The sequence below is a fragment of the Nonomuraea sp. CA-141351 genome, from assembly GCF_050944675.1.
Lineage (GTDB): Bacteria > Actinomycetota > Actinomycetes > Streptosporangiales > Streptosporangiaceae > Nonomuraea.
The window spans coordinates 10932845-10950935 of record NZ_CP191982.1 but is presented as its reverse complement, the minus strand read 5'-3'; the positions used below and the strand labels follow the sequence as shown (position 1 = coordinate 10950935).

Below are 18091 nucleotides of genomic sequence, written 5' to 3'. Positions count from 1 at the left end.
GACAGACCGCAAAATTACCTTTGCAAAATTGTCTTTGCGGTCTATCGTGAGGCGTATGGAGGAGCGCTACAAGATCAGCGACCCGCAGGTGCTGAAGGCGGTCGCCCACCCGCTGCGGGTGCGCCTGCTCGGCCTGCTGCGCACCGACGGGCCGGCGACCGCGAGCGAGCTGGGCCGCAAGGTCGGAGAGAGCTCGGGCTCGACCAGCTATCACCTGCGCGAGCTGTTCAAGTACGGCTTCATCGAGGAGGACCCCGAGCGGCGCGACGGGCGCGAGCGCCGCTGGCGGGCCCGCCACAACTACACCTCGTGGGACGACGTCGAGATGTCCGCCACCGCCGAGGGCCGCGAGGCGATCAGGATCATCCATCTGCGGCAGGCCGAGATGGTCGGGCGGGTGATGGAGGAGTTCGACCTCGGCGAATGGTCCCACGACTGGGTGGACGTGGCGGGGATGAGCGACCACGTCGTCTGGTTGCCGCCCGCCGCGCTGCGCGAGTTCAACCGGAAGGCCGAGGAACTGCTGCACGACCTCGAGGCCGAATACGCCGGTGATCCCGAGGCCAGGCAGGTCAGCGCCTGGCATGGCGCCGTACCGCTGTCGAAGGAGGAGCAGTGACCGCACGCTCGGCGTTACGCCGCTACATGCTCGTCAGCTTCCTGACCTGGCTGCCCCTCGGGCTCATGGTGGCCACCATGGTGCTGCTGATGACCGCGCGCGGGCTCAGCCTGGCCCAGGTGGGGCTGTCGGTCACGGTGTTCTCGATCGTCACCGTCGGCCTGGAACTGCCCACGGGGGGCCTGGCCGACGTCATCGGGCGGCGGATGGTGCTGGCCGCCTCCGCCGCGTGCACCGTGGCGGCGCTGGCGCTGATCAGCGTGTCCACGACGTTCTGGATGTTCCTGGTGAGCGGTGTGCTCAAGGGCGTGGCCAGGGCGTTGTCCAGCGGCCCCGCCACCTCCTGGTACGTCGACACGCTGCACGAGGTCGAGGGCCGCGACGCCGACCTCAAGCCGGGCCTGGCACGAGGCGGCGCGATGGAGTCGGTGGCGCTGTGCCTGGGCGTGCTGACGGGCGGGGCCGTCCCGCTGCTGGTGCCGCGTTCGCTGATGTTCCCGCTGGCCGCGCCGCCCCTGCTGGGCGCGATGGCGGCGGTCGTCCTGCTGGTCGTGGTGGTGTTCGCGATGCCCGAGCCCCAGCACGCCCGCAGGTCGCTGGTGAGTGTGCTGCGCGAGGTGCCGGCCACGGTCGTGTCGGGCGTCCGGCTGGCGGCGGGCACACCTGTGCTGCGCCGCCTGATGGCCGCCGCGGCGTGCTGCGGCGTGCTGCTGTTCAGCATCGAGCTGCTCACCCCCGGCCGGCTGGCCGAACTGGCCGGCACGGCCGAGCGCGGCAGCCTGGCCTATGCCGTGGTCGCGGCCCTCGGGTTCGCGAGCAGCGCGGCGGGCAGTGCCCTCGCGCCCCGCGTGGCGCGGCTGGCCGGCGGCTCGGCCCGGGGCGCGATCGCCGGGGCAGTGCTGGCCGCGCTGTCGGTCGGGTCGCTGGCCGCCACGGCGGGGCTCGGCGGCACGGCCGGGCTGGTGAGCGCCGGGGTCGCGTACGTGACGCTGTTCGTGGGGCTGTCGGCGGGAAGCCTGCTCTGCCTGGAGATGACCCACAACGCGGTCAGCGCCGCCGAGCGCACCACTGTCACCTCGACCAGCTCGCTGTCTCTGCAGTCCGGCGGGGTCGCGGCCAACCTCACGCTCGGCGTACTGGCCGCCCAGGCGGGCCCGGGTGTCGCCTGGGCACTCGCCGCCGTGGTGATGCTGGCCTCGGCCCTGCTGTTCGTGCGGATGCCCGCTCCTACAGGCTCCAGTCGATCTCCGGTCCCACTGGCACGATCCGGTTCGGATTGATGTTGGTCTGGGTGATGTAGTAATGACGCTTGATCTGGTCGAAGACTGTGGTTTCCCGGAAGGCCGGGATCGCGTAGAGCCGCCGCGCGTACGCCCACAGCGCCGGATAGTCGATCAGCCGCCGCACCGAGCACTTGAAGTGCGCGTAGTAGACGGAGTCGAACCTCGCGAGGGTCGTGTAGAGGCGCACGTCGCTGTCGGTGAGCGTGTCGAAGAGGTACTCCGACTCGGCGAGGCGTACCTCGAGGAAGTCGAGCGTGGTGAAGACCCGCGCCACCGCCTCCTCGTACGCCTGCTGGTCACGGGCGAAGCCCGCCTCGTAGACCGCGTTGTTGAGGCCGTGGTACAGGCGGTCGTTCATGATGTCGATGTCGGGGCGCAGGCGTTCCGGATAGAGGTTGGGGGAGGTGCCCCATGACATTTCCAGATCGAGCGTGATCTGCGGGAAGTCGTTGGTGACGATCCGCTTGTCCTTGACGTCCCAGACGCAGGGAACGGTGTAGCGGCCCGTGTAGCCGGGGTCGCTCGCGTGGTAGAGCTCCGACAGGTATTCAGGGTCGCCGCCAGGGACACGCCAGCCCTTCTCGTCGCGGATGGGATCGACGATCGTGACGTCGAGCAGGTCCTCGAGGCCCAGCAGTTTCCTGACGATCAGCACGCGCTGCGCCCACGGGCAGGCATAGGAGGCATAGAGGCGGTAGCGGCCCGGCTCGGGAGAGTCGAGGCGGTCGGTGAAACGGTTCGGCTGCCGATTGAAGCGGCCATTACGGGAGGTCTCGCCGCTCAGCTTCATGACCCCTAGTGAAACACGATTCTGATACAGAACTATATTCGGGACTGTGGCGAAATTTGTGGTGACTCCCGCTAGCCAGGCGCAGCGGGAGGCGTGGGTGGGCGGGGCGATCCCCGAGGTCGAACGAGTACGCCCGGGGCTGTGGTCGATCCCGGTGCCGATCCCCATCAACCCCCTGCGGTACGTGCTGGTCTACGCCCTCGAACTCCCCGACGGGGTGGCGATCGTCGACGCCGGCTGGAACACCGACGAGGCGTACGACGCGCTCGTCGCCGGCCTCGGTGTGGCCGGATACGCGATCACCGACGTCAAAGGTGTGCTCGTCACCCACATCCACCCCGACCACTACGGTCTGGCCGGGCGCATCCGCGAGACGTCGGGCGCATGGATCGCCCTGCACCCGGCCGACGCGGGCCTGGTCAGGGAGCGTTACGACGACGAGGCCATCGACTCCCTCGTCGAGCGGGAACGCGCGCTGCTCGTCCGCTGCGGGGTGCCGCCGCTGACGCTGGACGAGCTGGCCGGCGCGTCCATGATGATCAGGCACATGGTCTCGATGGCCAGGCCCGACCGCCTGGTCGAGGACGGTGAGGAGCTCGGCCTGCCCGGCTGGGACCTGCGGGCCGTCTGGACGCCCGGCCACTCGCCGGGTCACCTCTGCTTCTTCTCGCCCTCGCGCCGGCTGCTGCTCTCCGGCGACCACGTGCTGGCGAGGATCACGCCGATCGTGGCCGTCCATCCCCAGTCGGGGCCGAACCCGCTGGCCGACTACCTCGACTCGCTGGCCGCCGTGCGCAAGCTGGACGCGGACGAGGTGCTGCCGGCGCACGAGTACCGATTCCTGGAGCTGGCCGAGCGGGTGGACTATGTGATGGCGCACCACGACGCGCGGCTGGCGGAGATCGAGCAGGTCGTGGGCTCGCTCGACGGCGTCACGTGCTGGGACGCGGCCACCCGCCTGACGTGGTCGCGGCCGTGGGAGACGATCCCGCCGTTCATGCGTCGCTCGGCCAACAACGAGACGCTGGCCCATCTGGTGTGGCTGGAGGCCAAGGGCCGGGTACGAAGGGAGCTTGGCGAGCCGGACCTGTGGCGTCTGCCGTGACGCGGAGCGGCGAACGTTCAGGCCCGAGAGCGGTAGCTCGCGTGACCAGCGAGGGCCAAGTGGGCGCGACCATTCAACGCGTTATCGTACTCGTAACAGAATGTTGTTCTCCTGCGTGGGAGGTTCGATGCTTCGGTTCGACGACAGGGTCGCGATCATCACGGGGGCCGGGCACGGTCTCGGCAGGTCACACGCGCTGCTGCTGGCCGAACGGGGCGCCAAGGTGGTCGTCAACGACCTCGGCGGCGCGCTCGACGGCACGGGCGCCTCCACCGGGCCCGCCGCCGAGGTGGTCGAGCTCATCACGAAGAACGGCGGCCAGGCCGTCGCCAACGCCGACAACGTCGCCACGCCGGAGGGTGCCAGGGCCATCGTGCAGGCGGCCGTCAACGCGTTCGGCAAGCTGGACATCGTCGTCAACAACGCGGGCATCCTGCGGGACAAGTCGTTCGGGAAGATGACGGTCGAGGACTTCGACGGGGTGCTGGCCGTGCACGTACGCGGCTCGTACCTGGTCAGCCAGGCCGCCTACCCGCTGATGAAGGCGGCCGGCTACGGCCGCATCGTCAACACCTCCAGCCCGGCCGGCCTGTTCGGCAACTTCGGCCAGGCCAACTACTCCACCGCCAAGATGGGCCTGGTCGGCCTGACGAAGACGCTCGCCATCGAAGGCGCCCGCAACGGCATCAGAGCCAACGCCATCGCGCCCATCGCCTGGACCCGGATGACGGAGGCGCTGCTGCCTGCCGAGTTCGAGGCCAAGTTCACTCCCGAGCGGGTGAGCGCGCTGGTGGCGTACCTCGTGCACGAGACGTGCGAGGCGAGCGGCGAGGTGTTCAGCGTCGGCGGCGGCCGGGTGGCGCGGGTGTTCGTGGCGGAGGGGCCGGGCTGGAAGACCGACGACCTCACGCCGGAGACCATCGCGGGCAACTGGGAGGCCGTCATGGCCGAGCAGCCCTACGTCCTCACGGCCGCCGACTCGATGAAGGCGATGCTCTAACGCTTGCGAGCCCCCGCCGCCGGGCACTCCACGTCGGCGGCGGGGATCACCCCGTCCAGCAGGTACGCGTCCACCGCCTCGTTGACGCACCGGTCGCCGCGACAGGCACCAAAAAGTCGGCAAATTTAAGCACAAACCGGGCTTTGTTCGATCTTCGGCGGAAGTTTGGGGAGTTTGGTCGATCCTGGCTCTTGATTTGCCGCATCGGTGATCTTATTGTCTCGGCATGACCCCCCAGCCGGGCTCCGCCGGGGATGTGCTGACGCTTATCAGCGCCGGCTCGGCCACGACCCGTTCCGACCTCGCGAGGCTCACCGGCCTGGCCAGGTCCACGATCTCGCAGCGCGTGGACGCGCTGATCGAGCGCGGCCTGGTCGAGGAGACCGAGAGTGGCGAGTCCACCGGCGGGCGGCCGCCGCGCCAGCTGCGCCTGCACACCGAGGAGCACGCCTTCGCGGGCGTCGACCTGGGCGCCACCCACTGCCGGGTGGCGCTGATGGACATCTCGGGCAACGTGCTGGCCGAGTGCGAGGACGCGCTGCTGATCGGCGAGGGGCCGGACAAAGTGCTCGCCCACGTGGACCAGCGGGTCAATCGGCTGCTCGGTGAGGTCGGGCGGCCGCGCTCGGCGCTGCGCGCCATGGGGATCGGGGTGCCGGGGCCGGTGGAGTTCGCCACGGGACGGCCGAACAACCCGCCGATCATGCCGGGCTGGAACGACTACCCCGTCCCCGAGTACTTCGACGGCGTCTCGGTGCTGGTCGACAACGACGTCAACGTCATGGCGCTGGGCGAGCACCGCCACTCGTTCCCCGGCATCCAGCACCTGCTGTTCGTCAAGGTCGGCACGGGCATCGGCTGCGGCATCATGGCCGAGGGCAAGCTGCACAGAGGCGCCCAGGGCTCGGCCGGCGACATCGGCCACATCCGGGTCAGCGGTCACGAGGATGCGGGCTGCCGGTGCGGCAACAGCGCCTGCCTGGAGGCGGTGGCCGGCGGGGCCGCCATCGCGCGGCGGCTGACCGAGCTGGGCCTCGCGGCCGAGTCGGGAGCGGACGTCGTGGCACTCGTACAGGCGGGCGACACCCAGGCGCTGCGGCTGGTCAGAGAGGCCGGCCGGCACATCGGCGAGGTGCTGGCCAGCCTGGTCAACTTCTTCAACCCCGAGGTCATCGTCATCGGCGGCGCGCTGTCGAGGGTGCACGAACACCTGCTGGCCGGCATCAGGGAGACGGTCTACCGCAGGTCGCTCCCGCTGGCCACGCACCACCTGTCGATCACGCCGAGCCGTACGGGCATCAACGCGGCCGCGCTCGGGGCGGGGATCCTCTCCATCGAGCACTACCTCTCACCGGACAACATCAACCGCATCGTCAACGCCTGAAAGGGACCCCCGATGCTGGTCATGAAGGGCATCGTCAAGCAGTTCCCCGGCGTGCGCGCGCTGGACGGGGTCGACCTGGACGTACGGGCGGGCGAGGTGCACTGCCTGCTCGGCCAGAACGGCGCCGGCAAATCCACCCTGATCAAGGTGCTGGCCGGGGCCCACCAGCCGGACGAGGGCACGATCCTGTTCAACGACAAGGAAGTGCGCCCGAGCAGCCCCATAGACGCCATCAGGCTCGGCTTCGCCACCATCTACCAGGAACTCGACCTGGTCGACGGGCTCAGCGTGGCCGAGAACATCTTCCTCGGCCACGAGCACGCCCGCTTCGGCTTCGTGAACAGGGCGGCCGCCAGGCGCGCGGCCCGCGAGGTGCTCGAGCGGCTGGGTCATCCGGAGATCCGCCCGTCGGCCGAGGTGGGACGGCTGTCGCCGGCCGCCAAGCAGGTCGTGTCCATGGCGCGGGCGCTCTCGCACGACGCCCGGCTGATCATCATGGACGAGCCGTCCGCGGCCCTCGCCCACGACGAGGTCGTGAACCTCTTCCGCATCATCCGCGAGCTCACCGCCCAGGGCGTGGCCGTCGTCTACATCTCCCACCGCCTGGAGGAGATCCGCGAGATCGGCGACCGGGTCACCGTGCTCAAGGACGGCCGCACGGTCGCCGTCGGCCTGTCCGCGCGCGACACCCCCACGGCGGAGATCGTCTCCCTCATGACGGGCCGGAACGTCGAGTACGTCTTCCCGCCCCGAGCCGAGCGCTCCCTGGGCGAGGAGGTGCTCAGGGTCGAGGACCTGTCCTCGCCCGGCGTCTTCTCCGGCGTCTCGTTCTCCGTGCGGGCGGGCGAGATCGTCGGGCTGGCCGGGCTCGTCGGCTCGGGCCGCTCGGAGATCCTCGAGGCCGTGTACGGCGCCCGCCCCTCCTCGGGGCGCGTCCTGCTCGACGGACAGCCCGTACGCCGGAGCGTCGTCGGGACCGTCAGGCGCGGCATGGGCCTGGCCCCGGAGGAGCGCAAGGCCCAGGCCCTGCTCCTCGACCAGAGCGTCACCGCCAACATCACGCTGGGCAGCCTGCCGGGGTTCGCCAGGTTCGGCTGGATCGACCGCAAACGTGAACGGAACGAGGCCAAGCGCCTGTCAGAAATGCTGGACATCCGGCCACCCGACCCCGAACGCCCGATCAGGACGCTCTCGGGCGGCAACCAGCAGAAGGCCGTGCTCGCCCGCTGGCTGCTCGGTGGCCGCAAACTGCTCCTGCTCGACGAACCGACCAGGGGCGTGGACGTGGGAGCCAGGGCCGAGCTGTACGCGGTGATCCGCGACCTCGCCGAGCGGGGAATCGGCGTGCTGCTGGTCTCCAGCGAGGTGCCCGAGGTGCTCGGCCTCGCCGACCGGGTGCTGGTGTTACGCGAGGGATCGGTCATCCACGAGGGCGACGCGGCGGAGCTGGACGAGCACCGCGTACTCGACATGATCATGAATGGGAGGGCGGCGTGATGAGCGAGCCCACAACGGAGCGGCCTCTGTCCGGAGCGGCCGCGCCCCTGCCGTCGCGCGGCTTCGGCGGATTAGGGGAGATGCGACATCTCGGGCTGCTGGTGGCCCTGGCGCTGCTGGTCGTCGTCGGTCTGGTCACCAGGCCCGAGAACTTCGCCACCACCTCCAACCTGGTCAGCATCCTCTCCCTGGCCGCCACGATCGGCGTGATCACGGTCGGGGCCACGTTCGTGATCATCGGCGGCGGCATCGACCTGTCGGTGGGCGCGGTCATGGCGCTGGCCTCGGTCTGGGCGACGACGCTCGCCACCCAGTCGTACGGGCCGGTGGTGATGGTGATCTGCGCCATCCTGGTCGGCACGGGAGCGGGGCTGGTCAACGGCCTGCTCATCGCCTACGGGCGGCTCGTGCCGTTCATCGCGACGCTGGCCATGCTCGTCGCCGCCCGCGGGCTGGCGCAGCGCATGTCCGACCGCAAGACGCAGCTCATCCAGGCCGACAACGCCGCCATCGTGGACCTGTCGACCACGCGCGTGCTCGGCATCCCGCTGCTGGTCTACATCTTCGCCCTGGTCGTGGTGCTCGGGTGGATCGTGCTCAACCGCACGACGTTCGGGCGGCGGACGTACGCGGTCGGGGGCAACCCCGAGGCCGCCAGGCTCGCCGGGATCGACGTGCGCAGGCACACGATGCTGCTCTACGCCCTGTCGGGGCTGTGCTGCGGCATCGCCGCCATCCTGATCATGGCACGCACGACGACGGGCTCGTCCACCCACGGCGACCTGTACGAACTCGACGCCATCGCCGCCGTGATCATCGGCGGCACGCTGCTCACCGGCGGCCGGGGCACGATCGTGGGCTCGATCCTGGGTCTGCTGATCTTCACGCTCATCACCAACCTGTTCATTCTCAACGGGCTCAACACCAGCGACCAGCTCATCGCCAAGGGCCTGATCATCGTCGTCGCCGTCCTTCTCCAGCGGCGGAACCTGAAGGAGAGAGCACCATGAGTGAGAACGTCGCGCGCAGGGGATTCCTCGTCGGCGGGGCCGTACTCTTAGCGGCGGGCTGCACCAGCAACGAACCCGCGGCGGCGCCCAGCAGCGCGGCCCCCGCTCCAGCCCCCGCTGCGAGCGGCAACGACGAGGCCGGCCAGAAGGTCACGATCGGCTTCTCGGCGCCCGCCGCCGACCACGGCTGGATCGCGGCCATCGCCAAGAACGCCGAGAGCGCCGCGAAGCAGTACTCCGACGTCGACTTCAAGCCGGTCGAGCCCACCAACGACATCAACCAGCAGATCTCGGCGGTCGAGTCGCTCATCGCCGCCAAGGTGAACGCGCTGGTCATCCTGCCCAACGACGGCCAGCAGCTGAACCAGGTCGCGCTGCAGGCGACCCAGGCGGGGATCCCGGTCATCAACCTCGACCGCGTCTTCCCCGACAAGCTGGCCTACCGTACCTGGATCGGCGGCGACAACTACGGCATGGGCGTCGCGGCCGGGCAATTCATCGGCAAGCAGCTCAAGGACAAGGGCGTCTCGAATCCGGTCATCGTCGAGATCCAGGGCATCGCCACGTTGCCGTTGACGCAGGACCGCAGCAAGGGGTTCGCTGACGCGCTGAAGACGTACGGGTTCAGCGTCACCGCCAAGCAGGACGCCAAGTTCACGGTGGAGACCGGCAACCAGGTGGCCACGTCGCTGCTCCAGGCGCACAAGAAGATCGACGCGATGTGGAACCACGACGACGACCAGGGCATCGGCGTGCTCGCCGCGATCAAGGAGGCCAACCGGAACGAGTTCATCATGGTCGGAGGCGCCGGTTCGCTGAACGCGATGAAGGAGATCCAGTCGGGCACATCGGTGCTGAAGGCCACGGTCACCTACAGCCCCACGATGGCCTCCTCCGCGATCAAACTCGCGCGTCTGATAGCACAGGGGAAGGGCATGAGTGATCTGGTGGAGCAGCAGGTTCCGCAGTCCATCACGCTCGCGTCCGAGACCATCACCAAGGAGAACGTCGAAAAATACCTTTCTCTTGGGTTCGAATCCTGATCGGGGGTTGCATGTCAGACAAGACCACCATCGGCGTGGGCATGATCGGCTACGCGTTCATGGGCCGCGTTCACTCCCAGGCCTGGCGGAGCGTGGGAGCCTTCTTCGACCTTCCGCTGACGCCGCGCATGGCGGTGATCGCCGGCCGGTCGAAGGAGCGCACGGAGGCCGCCGCGGCGCAGCTCGGCTGGGCCGATGCCGAGACGGACTGGAGGGAGCTGATCACGCGTGACGACGTGCAGATCGTCGACATCTGCACACCCGGCGACTCGCACGCCGAGATCGCCATCGCCGCGCTGCAGGCAGGCAAGCACGTGATCTGCGAGAAGCCGCTGGCCAACACCGTCGAGGAAGCCGAGGCCATGGTCCGGGCCGCGGCCTCCGCGCCGGGCAAGAGCATGGTGGCGTTCAACTACCGGCGAGTGCCCGCGGTCGCGCTGGCCCGCCGGTTCGTCGAAGAGGGCCGGATCGGCGAGATCAGGCACGTGCGTGCCGCGTACCTGCAGGACTGGATCGTCGACCCGGAGTTCCCGCTGGTCTGGCGGCTGCAGAAGGACAAGGCGGGATCGGGCGCGCTGGGCGACATCGGCGCGCACATCGTCGACGCGGCCCAGTTCATCACCGGGCAGACGCTGGTGGGTGTCTCGGCGCTGACGGAGACGTTCATCAAGGAACGCCCGCTCGCCGCGGAGTCGGCGGGCCTGGGCGCTTCGCGGGCCGACTCCATGGGGCAGGTCACCGTGGACGACGCCGCCCTGTTCATCGGGCGGTTGTCGGGCGGAGGGCTGGCCTCGTTCGAGGCCACCCGCTTCGCCTTCGGGCGCAAGAACGCGATGCGCATCGAGATCAACGGCTCGCTCGGCAGCCTGGCATTCGACTTCGAGGCCATGAACGAGCTGTGGTTCAGCTCCGGCGGCGGCGGTTTCGAGCGGATCCTGGTCACCGAACCCGACCACCCGTACGTGGGCGCCTGGTGGCCGCCGGGGCACGGGCTCGGCTACGAGCACACCTTCACCCACGAGGTCAAGGACTTCCTGGAGGCGATCGCCGCCGGAGCCGACCCGTCGCCGTCGTTCGCGGACGGGCTGCGGGTCCAGCGGGTGCTGGAGGCGGTCGAGCAGAGCGCGGCTGAGGGCAGCCGCTACACGAACGTGGAGGACTGACTCATGCGACCTGTCACCCTGTTCACGGGGCAGTGGGCCGACCTGCCGTTCGAGGAGGTGTGCAGGCTGGCGGCCGAATGGGGCTACGACGGCCTGGAGATCGCCTGCTCGGGCGACCATTTCGACGTGGCCCAGGCCGTGGCTGACCCGTCGTACGTGGAGCAGAAGCGCGCCCAGCTCGACAAGCACGGGCTCAAGGTCTGGACCATCTCCAACCACCTCGTCGGCCAGGCCGTCTGCGACCTCATCGACGAGCGTCACAAGGCCATCCTGCCCGCCCGCATCTGGGGCTCCGGCGACCCCGAGTCGGTGCGCCAGGCCGCGGCCGAGGACATGAAGAACACGGCCCGGGCGGCCTCGCTGCTGGGCGTGGACACGGTGGTGGGCTTCACCGGGTCGTCGATCTGGCACACGGTGGCCATGTTCCCGCCGGTGCCCGCTTCGATGGTGGAGGCCGGCTACCAGGACTTCGCGGACCGCTGGAATCCGATCCTCGACGTCTTCGACGAGGTCGGGGTGCGCTTCGCCCACGAGGTCCATCCGAGCGAGATCGCGTACGACTACTACACCACCCAGCGGACCCTGGAGGCGATCGGCCACCGCCCCGCCTTCGGCCTGAACTGGGACCCGTCCCACATGGTCTGGCAGGACCTGGACCCGGTCGGGTTCATCCTGGACTTCCAGGACCGGATCTACCACGTGGACTGCAAGGACACGCGCATGCGCGTCGGAGACGGCCGCAAGGGCCGCCTGTCCTCGCACCTGCCGTGGGCGGACATGCGCCGCGGCTGGGACTTCGTCTCCACGGGGCGGGGCGACGTGCCGTGGGAGGACTGTTTCCGCGCTCTGAACTCGATCGGGTACGAAGGACCTATCTCGATCGAGTGGGAGGACGCGGGGATGGACCGGCTCGACGGGGCCAGGGAGGCTCTGGCGTACATCCGCAAGCTCAACTCCATCACCCCACCGGCCACCGCCTTCGACGCCGCCTTCTCGACCACCTAGGGGAGAAGCAAGGCCTTCCACGGGGGGCGCTGCGCGCCAGCGGTTCCAGACAGCGCCTCCCAGGGGGCTCCTCCCTCGCGCACTCCGGCGTCGACCGGGGCGAAGTCGTCCTTCGGCTGACCGCCGGAGATGAATGCGCGTAAAGCCCTCGAGGAGGTGACGGGGCTCGTATCGAGAGAGGAGGGAGCGCCTCCACCTCGCGGTGCGCTGACGCCAGGTGTCGAGTCGGGAAGGCCGCCCGCCGGTGACGCGGGCGGCCTCCATGACCCGTGGGCGATCAGTTGTCCCTTCCAGGAAGGCAGGAGGAACACATGCTGCCGTGGTCTCAGTGGGCTCTACGGGCTCACGTAGTGGTGTAGCAGCGCGGGCTCACCGGCTGCGTTGACCCAGTGAGCGCGGCTGCTGCCCACCCTGCGCCAGCCGGACCGTTCGTAGAACGCGATGGCCGCCCTGCCCTCAGAGGACACCTCCAGCTTCAGCGGCCCCCGCACAGCGGCGCGGACCGAGTCCAGGAGTTGGGCGGCCACACCCCGCCCGCGTGCTGCCGGGGTCACGAACAGCCGGACGATCTCCGCGTCCCGGGTGAGACCGACGTGGCCATACACGGTGCCCGCCTCGATCGCTATCCAGGCCGACGTCAGATCGGCCGGGGTCAGCCAGCCCCAAGGATCGTCCGGCCAGTCCACGGGATAGCGGTCGGCGGCCTGGACCTGGGCGAGTGCCTGCACGCAAGCGTCCCTGTCCCTGGAGTTCCTGAGGCGGATCTGCATGCGGGCAAGCGTAAGGCCAATGTCCTCTTCGACTGTGGCGGACCATCAGTCCATGAGGACGATCTGCCGGAGGACCTCACCGCTCCGCAACGCCGCCACAGCGTCGTTCAGGTCCGCCAGGCGGATGCGGGCGCTGATCATCGACTCCAGGTCCAGCTTGCCGGCCTTGTGGAGCTTGGCGAAGTAGGGGAAGGCGTGGCGCACGTCCGCCTCCCCGTACAGGCTGGACAGCAGGTTCTTGCCCTCGAACAGCAGGCTGAACGCCGAGATCGACACCATGTCGTCCATCGCGCCCGCCCCGACCACGATGACGTCGCCGCCCTGCCTGGTGATCTGCCAGGCGCTCTGGATCGTGGCCGACTTGCCGACCACCTCGAAGCCGTAGTCGAAGCCGGCGCCGGCGGTGAGCTCGTTGATGGCCTCCGGTACATGCTCCGGGGTGACCGCGTGCGTCGCGCCCACCTTCTTGGCCAGCTCGTGCTTGGACTCCAGCGGGTCGACCGCGAGGATCGTCCTGGCCCCGGAGACGCGGGCGCCCTGGATGACCGACAGGCCGACGCCGCCGCAGCCGATCACCGCGACCGTCGAGCCCGGGCGTACCTTGGCGGTATTGATCGCGGCGCCCACGCCGGTCGTGATGCCGCAGCCGATCAGGGCCGCCGCCTCCCACGACACGTCCTCGTCGATCTTGATCGCGCCCTGCCATGGCACGACGATCTCCTCCGCCCAGGTGCCGCACCCCGCCATCCCGAACGCCGTCGCCCCGTCGCCCCCGAAGCGGAAGTTGCCCTTGCTGAACGCCTCGACGACGTACTTGATGCAGAGGTACGGCTGGCCGCCCAGGCACAGGTCGCACTCCTGGCAGCCCGGCCGCCAGTTGATGACCACGTGGTCGCCCGGCTTGAGCGAGGTGACGTGCTCGCCCACCTCGACCACCTCGCCCGCGCCCTCGTGCCCGAGCACCAGCGGCACGGGCTGCGGCAGGACGCCGGTCATGGCCGACAGGTCCGAGTGGCAGACGCCCGTCGCCTTGATCCGTACGCGTACGTCCGCCGGCCCGACTTGGGCCAGGGTGACGTCGTCGCGGATGTCCAGCTTGTCGTTGCCTACGGCGTGCAGGATCGCGGCGCGCATGGGGGGTTCCTCCTCGAACTCAGGCGTAGGGCTGGCTATTCCTCGAGGGAAAGGGCGGCTTTGGGGCAGGACCTGACCGCGTGGCGGACGCGATCCTGCAGCTCGGGGGGTGGTTCCGGCAGCAGGATGTGGAGCTGGTCGTCGTCGTCCACCTCGAACACTTCCGGCGCGAGCCCCATGCACACGGCGTTGGCCTCGCAGACCAGCTCGTCCAGCTTGATTTTCACGTGAGCCTCCTGTGATCCCATGAGACCACTTTGGTGTGCTCGACGACGTACGCAACCCGCTTCTGCCCGGTCTTGTCCACGTACGGGCGCAGCAGTTCGTCCGGTACGCCCGGAGTCATCCGGCGGGCGACCATCATGCCGACGTCCATGACGCGATCGCGGTCGTCCACCCGCTCGGCCTTCCCGTACACCAGGACGCCGCGCAGCTCGCCGTAATCGTCGCCGGTCTCGACCAGGCAGCTCACCCGGGGATCGCGCGCCAGGTTGCGGGCCTTCTGGGCTTTCGTGTAGGTCCAGAAGGTGATACGTCCCTCGTCGAGCCCGTAGAACATGGTCACCAGGTGCGGCGTGCCGTCCGGGTTGATGGTCGCCAGCTGCAGCTTGCGTGAGCTCTCGAGGAACGCGTTGACGTCGTCGTCCGACATCGCGATGCGAGCGCGCTGATTCACGTTGCAAGTAGAACAGGTTTCAGAAGAGCCCTGCAAGGGCCTCCTGGAATGTTGTTCGGTTCGGCTAGTGTGCTTCCCTATGTCGATGCCGTCAGAGCTGCGCCACGCAGCGAAGCACGCCAAGGGATTCATGCCGGCCAACGAGGGGCTGGCTCTGTTCGAGGCGGCCTGCCAGTACGGCAAGCTCGGCCCGATCTGTGAGATCGGCACCTACTGCGGCAAGTCGGCCATCTACCTCGGCGCGGCGGCCAGGCAGGCCGGGTCCGTGGTCGTCACCGTGGACCATCACCGGGGCTCGGAGGAGATCCAGCCCGGCTGGGCCCATCACGATCCGACGCTGGTGGATCCCCGGTTCGGGAAGATGGACTCGTTGCCGACGTTCAGGGCGACGATCGCGGCGGCGGGACTCGAGGACGAGGTGATCGCCGTCGTGGGCCGGTCCGAGCAGGTCGCCAAGCTCTGGCACGCGCCCCTGGGCATGCTGTTCATCGACGGCGGGCACTCCGATGAGCCGGTGACCCGAGACTACGAGGGGTGGGCGCCGCACGTCATGGAGGGTGGCGCTCTGGTCTTCCACGACATTTATCCCGATCCCAACGATGGGGGGCAGGCGCCGTACCGGATCTATCAGCGGGCGGTGCGGTCGGGCGCGTTCAGTGAGGTGTCGGTGGAGGGGTCGCTGCGCGTGCTCGAACGCGTCGGCCCTGGTATCTGACCCCTGGTCAGAAACGGTGGCGGCGGGTCCAGGAGCGGCGGGTCTGGGACTGCCAGTGCTGGAAGTCCTCGTGCGTGTGCGCCTCGTGCCCGAGCGCGATGAGCGCCTGGTCCGTCCACGAGGCCGCCTCCTCCGGCTCGGCCCCCGCCAGGATCGGCACGGCCCGCGCCGAATGGTCCGGCAGCGTCCCTGACCGCAGTCTGGCGGCCACGGCGAACGCGCACCCCTGCGCCAGATGGGCGCGGAACCCGTCGGCGCCGGCGTGCTCGGTCAGCCACCACAGCTCGTCGGACTCGGCCCCGCCGGTGTACGTGGCCGCGAACCCGACCCCGCTCCACAGGTCGGCCCGCCGTCCCGGCGGGTACCCGCCGATCCTGGCGGAGACGTCGTCGGGTGAGGCGCAGTCGTGGTACCAGAGCAGCCGCCCCAGCCCCTGGTCGAACACCGCGCAGTGCCCTCTGGTGAGCAGGTCGGGCATCGTGCGCTCGCCCACCATGCGATTGGCCCTGGTCAGGCTCCACTGGAAGCCGAACCCGTCCACCGCCAGCCACCGCAGCAGCGGATGGGCCCGCCGGGCTCCACGTACGGGCCGGAGCCGCAGCAGCGCGTACGCGCGACCGGCTCCGAGGTAGGCGGCGTGGCGATGATGCTGGGCGGGGCCGGTGAGTAGCTCGTGAAGGCGCCGGCCCCGCGTCAGCGTGAGCAGGTCGAGTACGGTGCAGGCCGCCGCCGCCCCTTCGTAGCCGAAGGGCCGCTGCTCAGCCGAGATTTCCTCAACCTTCTCAACTTCCCGGGACATCACCGCGTTGAAGCCGAAGACGTACGATCTTTCGGCGTCGTTGAATGCTGACCGGGAGGCTCCACTTCTGGTCCGGAACCGTCGCCGGCTCAGATCGGACTCCAGCGGATCCTTGGCCAGGAGCCGCCGCAGCCCCGCCGCTCTGGGCAATGTCGGCTCGGTCCTGACCTGGTCCAAGAACAATGTTGTGCCCGCGTCGCCCACGCTTCCCCCGAAGACGCCTCGTACGAGTCACTCCGAAGCTAGTAAGCCCATTGCGCCGATCATCGGCGGCGCACCGGATTTCGGGGGCAAAGAACCCGCAAAAGCGCTTGTGCCTGATGATCAGGCCAGGTCAGAGGTCCTCGAGACGTACCAGTCCGGTGCCGGCGGCGCACCCGCAGCTCTCCGGATCGGACACCGACGTCCCGGCGATGTCCCGGAACAGTCCCGAGCCCGGCGTCAGCTCCAGCAGCGCGTCCGCCGCCAGGACGGCCGCGGCGGCCGTGTACCCGGATCGCTCGTGGGGGAAGTGCTTGCGGTTCGCGAACTGCCACCCCGTCCAGTACGAGCCGTCCTCGTGCCGCAGATGCTGCACGTCCCCGAACAACGTGACCGCCCGCCCCCGGTCTCCCAGCGCGTCGAGGGCCAGCACCAGCTCGCACGTCTCCGCCCCCGTCACCCACGGCTGGTCGGACACGCACCTGATCCCGAGCCCGGGCACCACGAACGTCGCCCACTCTCGTTCCAGCAGCTCGAACGCCTGCCGCCCGCGCAGCGCGCCGCCGAGCACCGGGTAGTACCAGTCCATGGAGAAGCGGCTCTTGTCCGCGAACGCCTCGGGATGGGCCGCCAGCACGTGGGCCAGCCGGTCGGCGGCCAGCTCCCAGTGGGGTTGCGGGTCCTCCAAGTGCTCGGCGAGCAGCACGCCGCAGCGCAGCCCCTGGTGGATGGACGAGCAGCCGGTGAGCAGCGCGTACGTCGAGGCCCTGCCGCGCGCGTCCCGTTCCCAGACGATCTCGCCCCGCTCGGTCTGCAGCCCCGCCACGTAGTCGAGCGCGGCCTTGACCATGGGCCAGTGCTCCTCGGTGAACGCCTGGTCGCCGGTGACGAGGTGGTGGTGCCAGAGCCCGGCGGCGACGTAGGCGGCGTGGTTGGTCTCGCCGCCCAGCTCCGTGGGCACGCCGTCGACCAGCTTCATCGGCCAGGAGCCGTCGGGGCGCTGGTGGCGGGCCAGCCAGGCGTAGCCGCGCCGTACGGGCTCCTCGAGGCCCGCGACGGACATGGCCATGAGGCACTCGACGTGGTTCCACGCGTCGACGTGGCCCTCCGGCCACGGCATGCCACCGTCGTCCTGTTGTATCGCCGCGATGCTCTCGGCCGTCCGCACGACCTCCGCGGGGGAGATCATGGCTTCCTGACGTAGAGGACCACGCTCTTGCCGATGATCGGGTTGAGCACGGCTTCGGCGATCCTGGTCGCGGCGGGGCGCTTCATGATGTCCCAGACCAGCAGCTCGTGGTACGCCTTGGCGAGCGGGTGGTCGTCCTTGTTGACGCCGACGGCGCACTTGATCCACCAGTACGGCGCGTGCAGCCCGTGGGCGTGGTGGTGCGGGCCGATCTCGAACCCGGTGGCCTTCAGCTTCGCCGACAGCTCGGCCAGCGTATAGATCCGGACATGTCCGCCGGGGGCGGTGTGGTAGGCCTCGTCCAGCGCCCAGCAGATGCGCTCGGGCAGGAAGCTCGGCACGGTCACGGCCGCAGTGCCGCCCGGCTTGAGCACGCGGAAGATCTCGCGCATGGCCGCCATGTCGTCGGGGATGTGCTCCAGTACCTCGGCCGCGATGACCCGGTCGAAGCCGCCGTCCTCGAACGGCATGTCCAGCGCCGTGCCCTGAACGGTCTGCCCGCTCGCGCCCGGCGGCACCTCGCCCTCTTTGTCCATCGCCGCGAACATGGCCGCCACGCCGTCCAGCTCTGACTGGTCCATGTCGAACGCGATCACGTCCGCCCCCCGGCGCAGCACCTCGAAGGCGTGCCTGCCGCCGCCGCAGCCCAGGTCGAGCACGCGCACACCGGGGCCGACGGGGAGCCGGGCGAAGTCCACGGTCAGCACT

At 69.4% G+C, this 18091-nt stretch carries 20 protein-coding genes; 11 read left to right on the top strand and 9 right to left on the bottom strand.

Features of this window, described 5'->3' with window-relative positions:
- Window positions 1–55: 55 nt before the first annotated feature.
- On the top strand, window positions 56–619 hold the full coding sequence (locus ACQPWU_RS51390) for a helix-turn-helix domain-containing protein (RefSeq protein ID WP_433433964.1): 564 nt from the start codon (window positions 56–58) through the stop codon (window positions 617–619).
- Entirely contained in the window at window positions 616–1899 is a 1284-nt protein-coding gene (locus tag ACQPWU_RS51385) for an MFS transporter (protein WP_433433962.1), read from the top strand. The genes ACQPWU_RS51390 and ACQPWU_RS51385 overlap by 4 nt, the downstream gene beginning before the upstream one ends.
- On the opposite strand, the gene ACQPWU_RS51380 is transcribed toward ACQPWU_RS51385, so the two are convergent.
- The gene (locus ACQPWU_RS51380) at window positions 1847–2692 is read right to left on the bottom strand and encodes a glutathione S-transferase family protein (RefSeq protein WP_433433960.1); all 846 of its coding nucleotides are present in this window, start codon (window positions 2690–2692) and stop codon (window positions 1847–1849) included. The two genes, ACQPWU_RS51385 and ACQPWU_RS51380, sit on opposite strands and share 53 nt — an antisense overlap.
- 46 nt (window positions 2693–2738) lie before the next feature.
- Between ACQPWU_RS51380 and ACQPWU_RS51375 the strand changes: the two genes are divergently transcribed.
- On the top strand, window positions 2739–3797 hold the full coding sequence (locus tag ACQPWU_RS51375) for an MBL fold metallo-hydrolase (protein ID WP_433433958.1): 1059 nt from the start codon (window positions 2739–2741) through the stop codon (window positions 3795–3797).
- 127 nt (window positions 3798–3924) lie between these two features.
- Window positions 3925–4797 carry an SDR family oxidoreductase gene (locus ACQPWU_RS51370; RefSeq protein ID WP_433433956.1) on the top strand — a complete coding sequence of 291 codons (873 nt, stop codon included), beginning with the start codon at window positions 3925–3927 and terminating at the stop codon, window positions 4795–4797.
- Here the strand turns inward: ACQPWU_RS51370 and ACQPWU_RS51365 are convergent.
- Window positions 4794–4922, bottom strand: coding sequence for an alpha/beta hydrolase (locus tag ACQPWU_RS51365; RefSeq protein WP_433445514.1), 129 nt, complete (start codon window positions 4920–4922; stop codon window positions 4794–4796). The two genes, ACQPWU_RS51370 and ACQPWU_RS51365, sit on opposite strands and share 4 nt — an antisense overlap.
- A 101-nt stretch (window positions 4923–5023) precedes the next feature.
- Between ACQPWU_RS51365 and ACQPWU_RS51360 the strand changes: the two genes are divergently transcribed.
- Genes ACQPWU_RS51360 through ACQPWU_RS51335 form a run of 6 tightly spaced genes read left to right on the top strand, consistent with a single transcriptional unit; the run spans window position 5024 to window position 11899 of the window.
- Complete coding sequence (locus ACQPWU_RS51360; protein WP_433433955.1) at window positions 5024–6181, top strand: ROK family transcriptional regulator; 1158 nt, start codon at window positions 5024–5026, stop codon at window positions 6179–6181.
- 12 nt (window positions 6182–6193) lie between these two features.
- On the top strand, window positions 6194–7678 hold the full coding sequence (locus tag ACQPWU_RS51355; protein WP_433433953.1) for a sugar ABC transporter ATP-binding protein: 1485 nt from the start codon (window positions 6194–6196) through the stop codon (window positions 7676–7678).
- Window positions 7678–8688, top strand: a complete 1011-nt coding sequence (locus tag ACQPWU_RS51350; protein WP_433433951.1) for an ABC transporter permease — start codon at window positions 7678–7680, stop codon at window positions 8686–8688. Before ACQPWU_RS51355 ends, ACQPWU_RS51350 begins: the two co-directional genes overlap by 1 nt.
- A complete protein-coding gene (locus ACQPWU_RS51345; RefSeq protein WP_433433949.1) occupies window positions 8685–9731 on the top strand; it encodes an ABC transporter substrate-binding protein in 1047 nt (348 codons plus the stop codon). Before ACQPWU_RS51350 ends, ACQPWU_RS51345 begins: the two co-directional genes overlap by 4 nt.
- Window positions 9732–9742: 11 nt before the next feature.
- On the top strand, window positions 9743–10894 hold the full coding sequence (locus tag ACQPWU_RS51340; protein WP_360685440.1) for a Gfo/Idh/MocA family protein: 1152 nt from the start codon (window positions 9743–9745) through the stop codon (window positions 10892–10894).
- 3 nt (window positions 10895–10897) lie between these two features.
- Window positions 10898–11899, top strand: a complete 1002-nt coding sequence (locus tag ACQPWU_RS51335) for a sugar phosphate isomerase/epimerase family protein (protein ID WP_360685437.1) — start codon at window positions 10898–10900, stop codon at window positions 11897–11899.
- Window positions 11900–12234: 335 nt separating this feature from the next.
- On the opposite strand, the gene ACQPWU_RS51330 is transcribed toward ACQPWU_RS51335, so the two are convergent.
- Genes ACQPWU_RS51330 through ACQPWU_RS51315 form a run of 4 tightly spaced genes read right to left on the bottom strand, consistent with a single transcriptional unit; the run spans window position 12235 to window position 14479 of the window.
- The gene (locus tag ACQPWU_RS51330) at window positions 12235–12669 is read right to left on the bottom strand and encodes a GNAT family N-acetyltransferase (protein WP_433433946.1); all 435 of its coding nucleotides are present in this window, start codon (window positions 12667–12669) and stop codon (window positions 12235–12237) included.
- Window positions 12670–12714: 45 nt separating this feature from the next.
- Window positions 12715–13803: a Zn-dependent alcohol dehydrogenase gene (locus tag ACQPWU_RS51325; protein WP_433433945.1), complete on the bottom strand. Its 1089-nt coding sequence runs from the start codon at window positions 13801–13803 to the stop codon at window positions 12715–12717.
- Window positions 13804–13838: 35 nt separating this feature from the next.
- On the bottom strand, window positions 13839–14030 hold the full coding sequence (locus ACQPWU_RS51320) for a ferredoxin (protein WP_360685428.1): 192 nt from the start codon (window positions 14028–14030) through the stop codon (window positions 13839–13841).
- Window positions 14027–14479, bottom strand: coding sequence for a pyridoxamine 5'-phosphate oxidase family protein (locus tag ACQPWU_RS51315; RefSeq protein ID WP_433433943.1), 453 nt, complete (start codon window positions 14477–14479; stop codon window positions 14027–14029). The genes ACQPWU_RS51320 and ACQPWU_RS51315 overlap by 4 nt, the downstream gene beginning before the upstream one ends.
- An 85-nt stretch (window positions 14480–14564) precedes the next feature.
- Here ACQPWU_RS51315 and ACQPWU_RS51310 point away from each other — a divergent pair, with 85 nt between their 5' ends.
- Complete coding sequence (locus ACQPWU_RS51310; protein WP_433445512.1) at window positions 14565–15194, top strand: class I SAM-dependent methyltransferase; 630 nt, start codon at window positions 14565–14567, stop codon at window positions 15192–15194.
- Between the two features lie 7 nt (window positions 15195–15201).
- On the opposite strand, the gene ACQPWU_RS51305 is transcribed toward ACQPWU_RS51310, so the two are convergent.
- The 3 genes from ACQPWU_RS51305 to ACQPWU_RS51295 all read right to left on the bottom strand — a co-directional run bounded on the left by ACQPWU_RS51305 (window position 15202) and on the right by ACQPWU_RS51295 (window position 18090).
- A complete protein-coding gene (locus tag ACQPWU_RS51305; RefSeq protein ID WP_433433941.1) occupies window positions 15202–16170 on the bottom strand; it encodes a DUF1702 family protein in 969 nt (322 codons plus the stop codon).
- Between the two features lie 157 nt (window positions 16171–16327).
- Complete coding sequence (locus ACQPWU_RS51300; RefSeq protein WP_433433939.1) at window positions 16328–17383, bottom strand: prenyltransferase; 1056 nt, start codon at window positions 17381–17383, stop codon at window positions 16328–16330.
- Complete coding sequence (locus ACQPWU_RS51295) at window positions 17380–18090, bottom strand: class I SAM-dependent methyltransferase (protein WP_433433937.1); 711 nt, start codon at window positions 18088–18090, stop codon at window positions 17380–17382. Before ACQPWU_RS51295 ends, ACQPWU_RS51300 begins: the two co-directional genes overlap by 4 nt.
- Window position 18091: the final 1 nt, after the last annotated feature.

Excerpts from the sequence above, each read along its gene's own strand:
- ACQPWU_RS51310 (WP_433445512.1), top strand. The coding sequence starts at position 14,565 with ATGCCGTCAGAGCTGCGCCACGCAGCGAAGCACGCCAAGGGATTCATG.
- ACQPWU_RS51360 (WP_433433955.1), top strand. The coding sequence starts at position 5,024 with ATGACCCCCCAGCCGGGCTCCGCCGGGGATGTGCTGACGCTTATCAGC.
- ACQPWU_RS51325 (WP_433433945.1), bottom strand. The coding sequence starts at position 13,803 with ATGCGCGCCGCGATCCTGCACGCCGTAGGCAACGACAAGCTGGACATC.
- ACQPWU_RS51350 (WP_433433951.1), top strand. The coding sequence starts at position 7,678 with ATGAGCGAGCCCACAACGGAGCGGCCTCTGTCCGGAGCGGCCGCGCCC.
- ACQPWU_RS51335 (WP_360685437.1), top strand. The coding sequence starts at position 10,898 with ATGCGACCTGTCACCCTGTTCACGGGGCAGTGGGCCGACCTGCCGTTC.
- ACQPWU_RS51380 (WP_433433960.1), bottom strand. The coding sequence starts at position 2,692 with ATGAAGCTGAGCGGCGAGACCTCCCGTAATGGCCGCTTCAATCGGCAG.
- ACQPWU_RS51300 (WP_433433939.1), bottom strand. The coding sequence starts at position 17,383 with ATGATCTCCCCCGCGGAGGTCGTGCGGACGGCCGAGAGCATCGCGGCG.
- ACQPWU_RS51345 (WP_433433949.1), top strand. The coding sequence starts at position 8,685 with ATGAGTGAGAACGTCGCGCGCAGGGGATTCCTCGTCGGCGGGGCCGTA.
- ACQPWU_RS51340 (WP_360685440.1), top strand. The coding sequence starts at position 9,743 with ATGTCAGACAAGACCACCATCGGCGTGGGCATGATCGGCTACGCGTTC.
- ACQPWU_RS51370 (WP_433433956.1), top strand. The coding sequence starts at position 3,925 with ATGCTTCGGTTCGACGACAGGGTCGCGATCATCACGGGGGCCGGGCAC.
- ACQPWU_RS51390 (WP_433433964.1), top strand. The coding sequence starts at position 56 with ATGGAGGAGCGCTACAAGATCAGCGACCCGCAGGTGCTGAAGGCGGTC.
- ACQPWU_RS51330 (WP_433433946.1), bottom strand. The coding sequence starts at position 12,669 with ATGCAGATCCGCCTCAGGAACTCCAGGGACAGGGACGCTTGCGTGCAG.
- ACQPWU_RS51355 (WP_433433953.1), top strand. The coding sequence starts at position 6,194 with ATGCTGGTCATGAAGGGCATCGTCAAGCAGTTCCCCGGCGTGCGCGCG.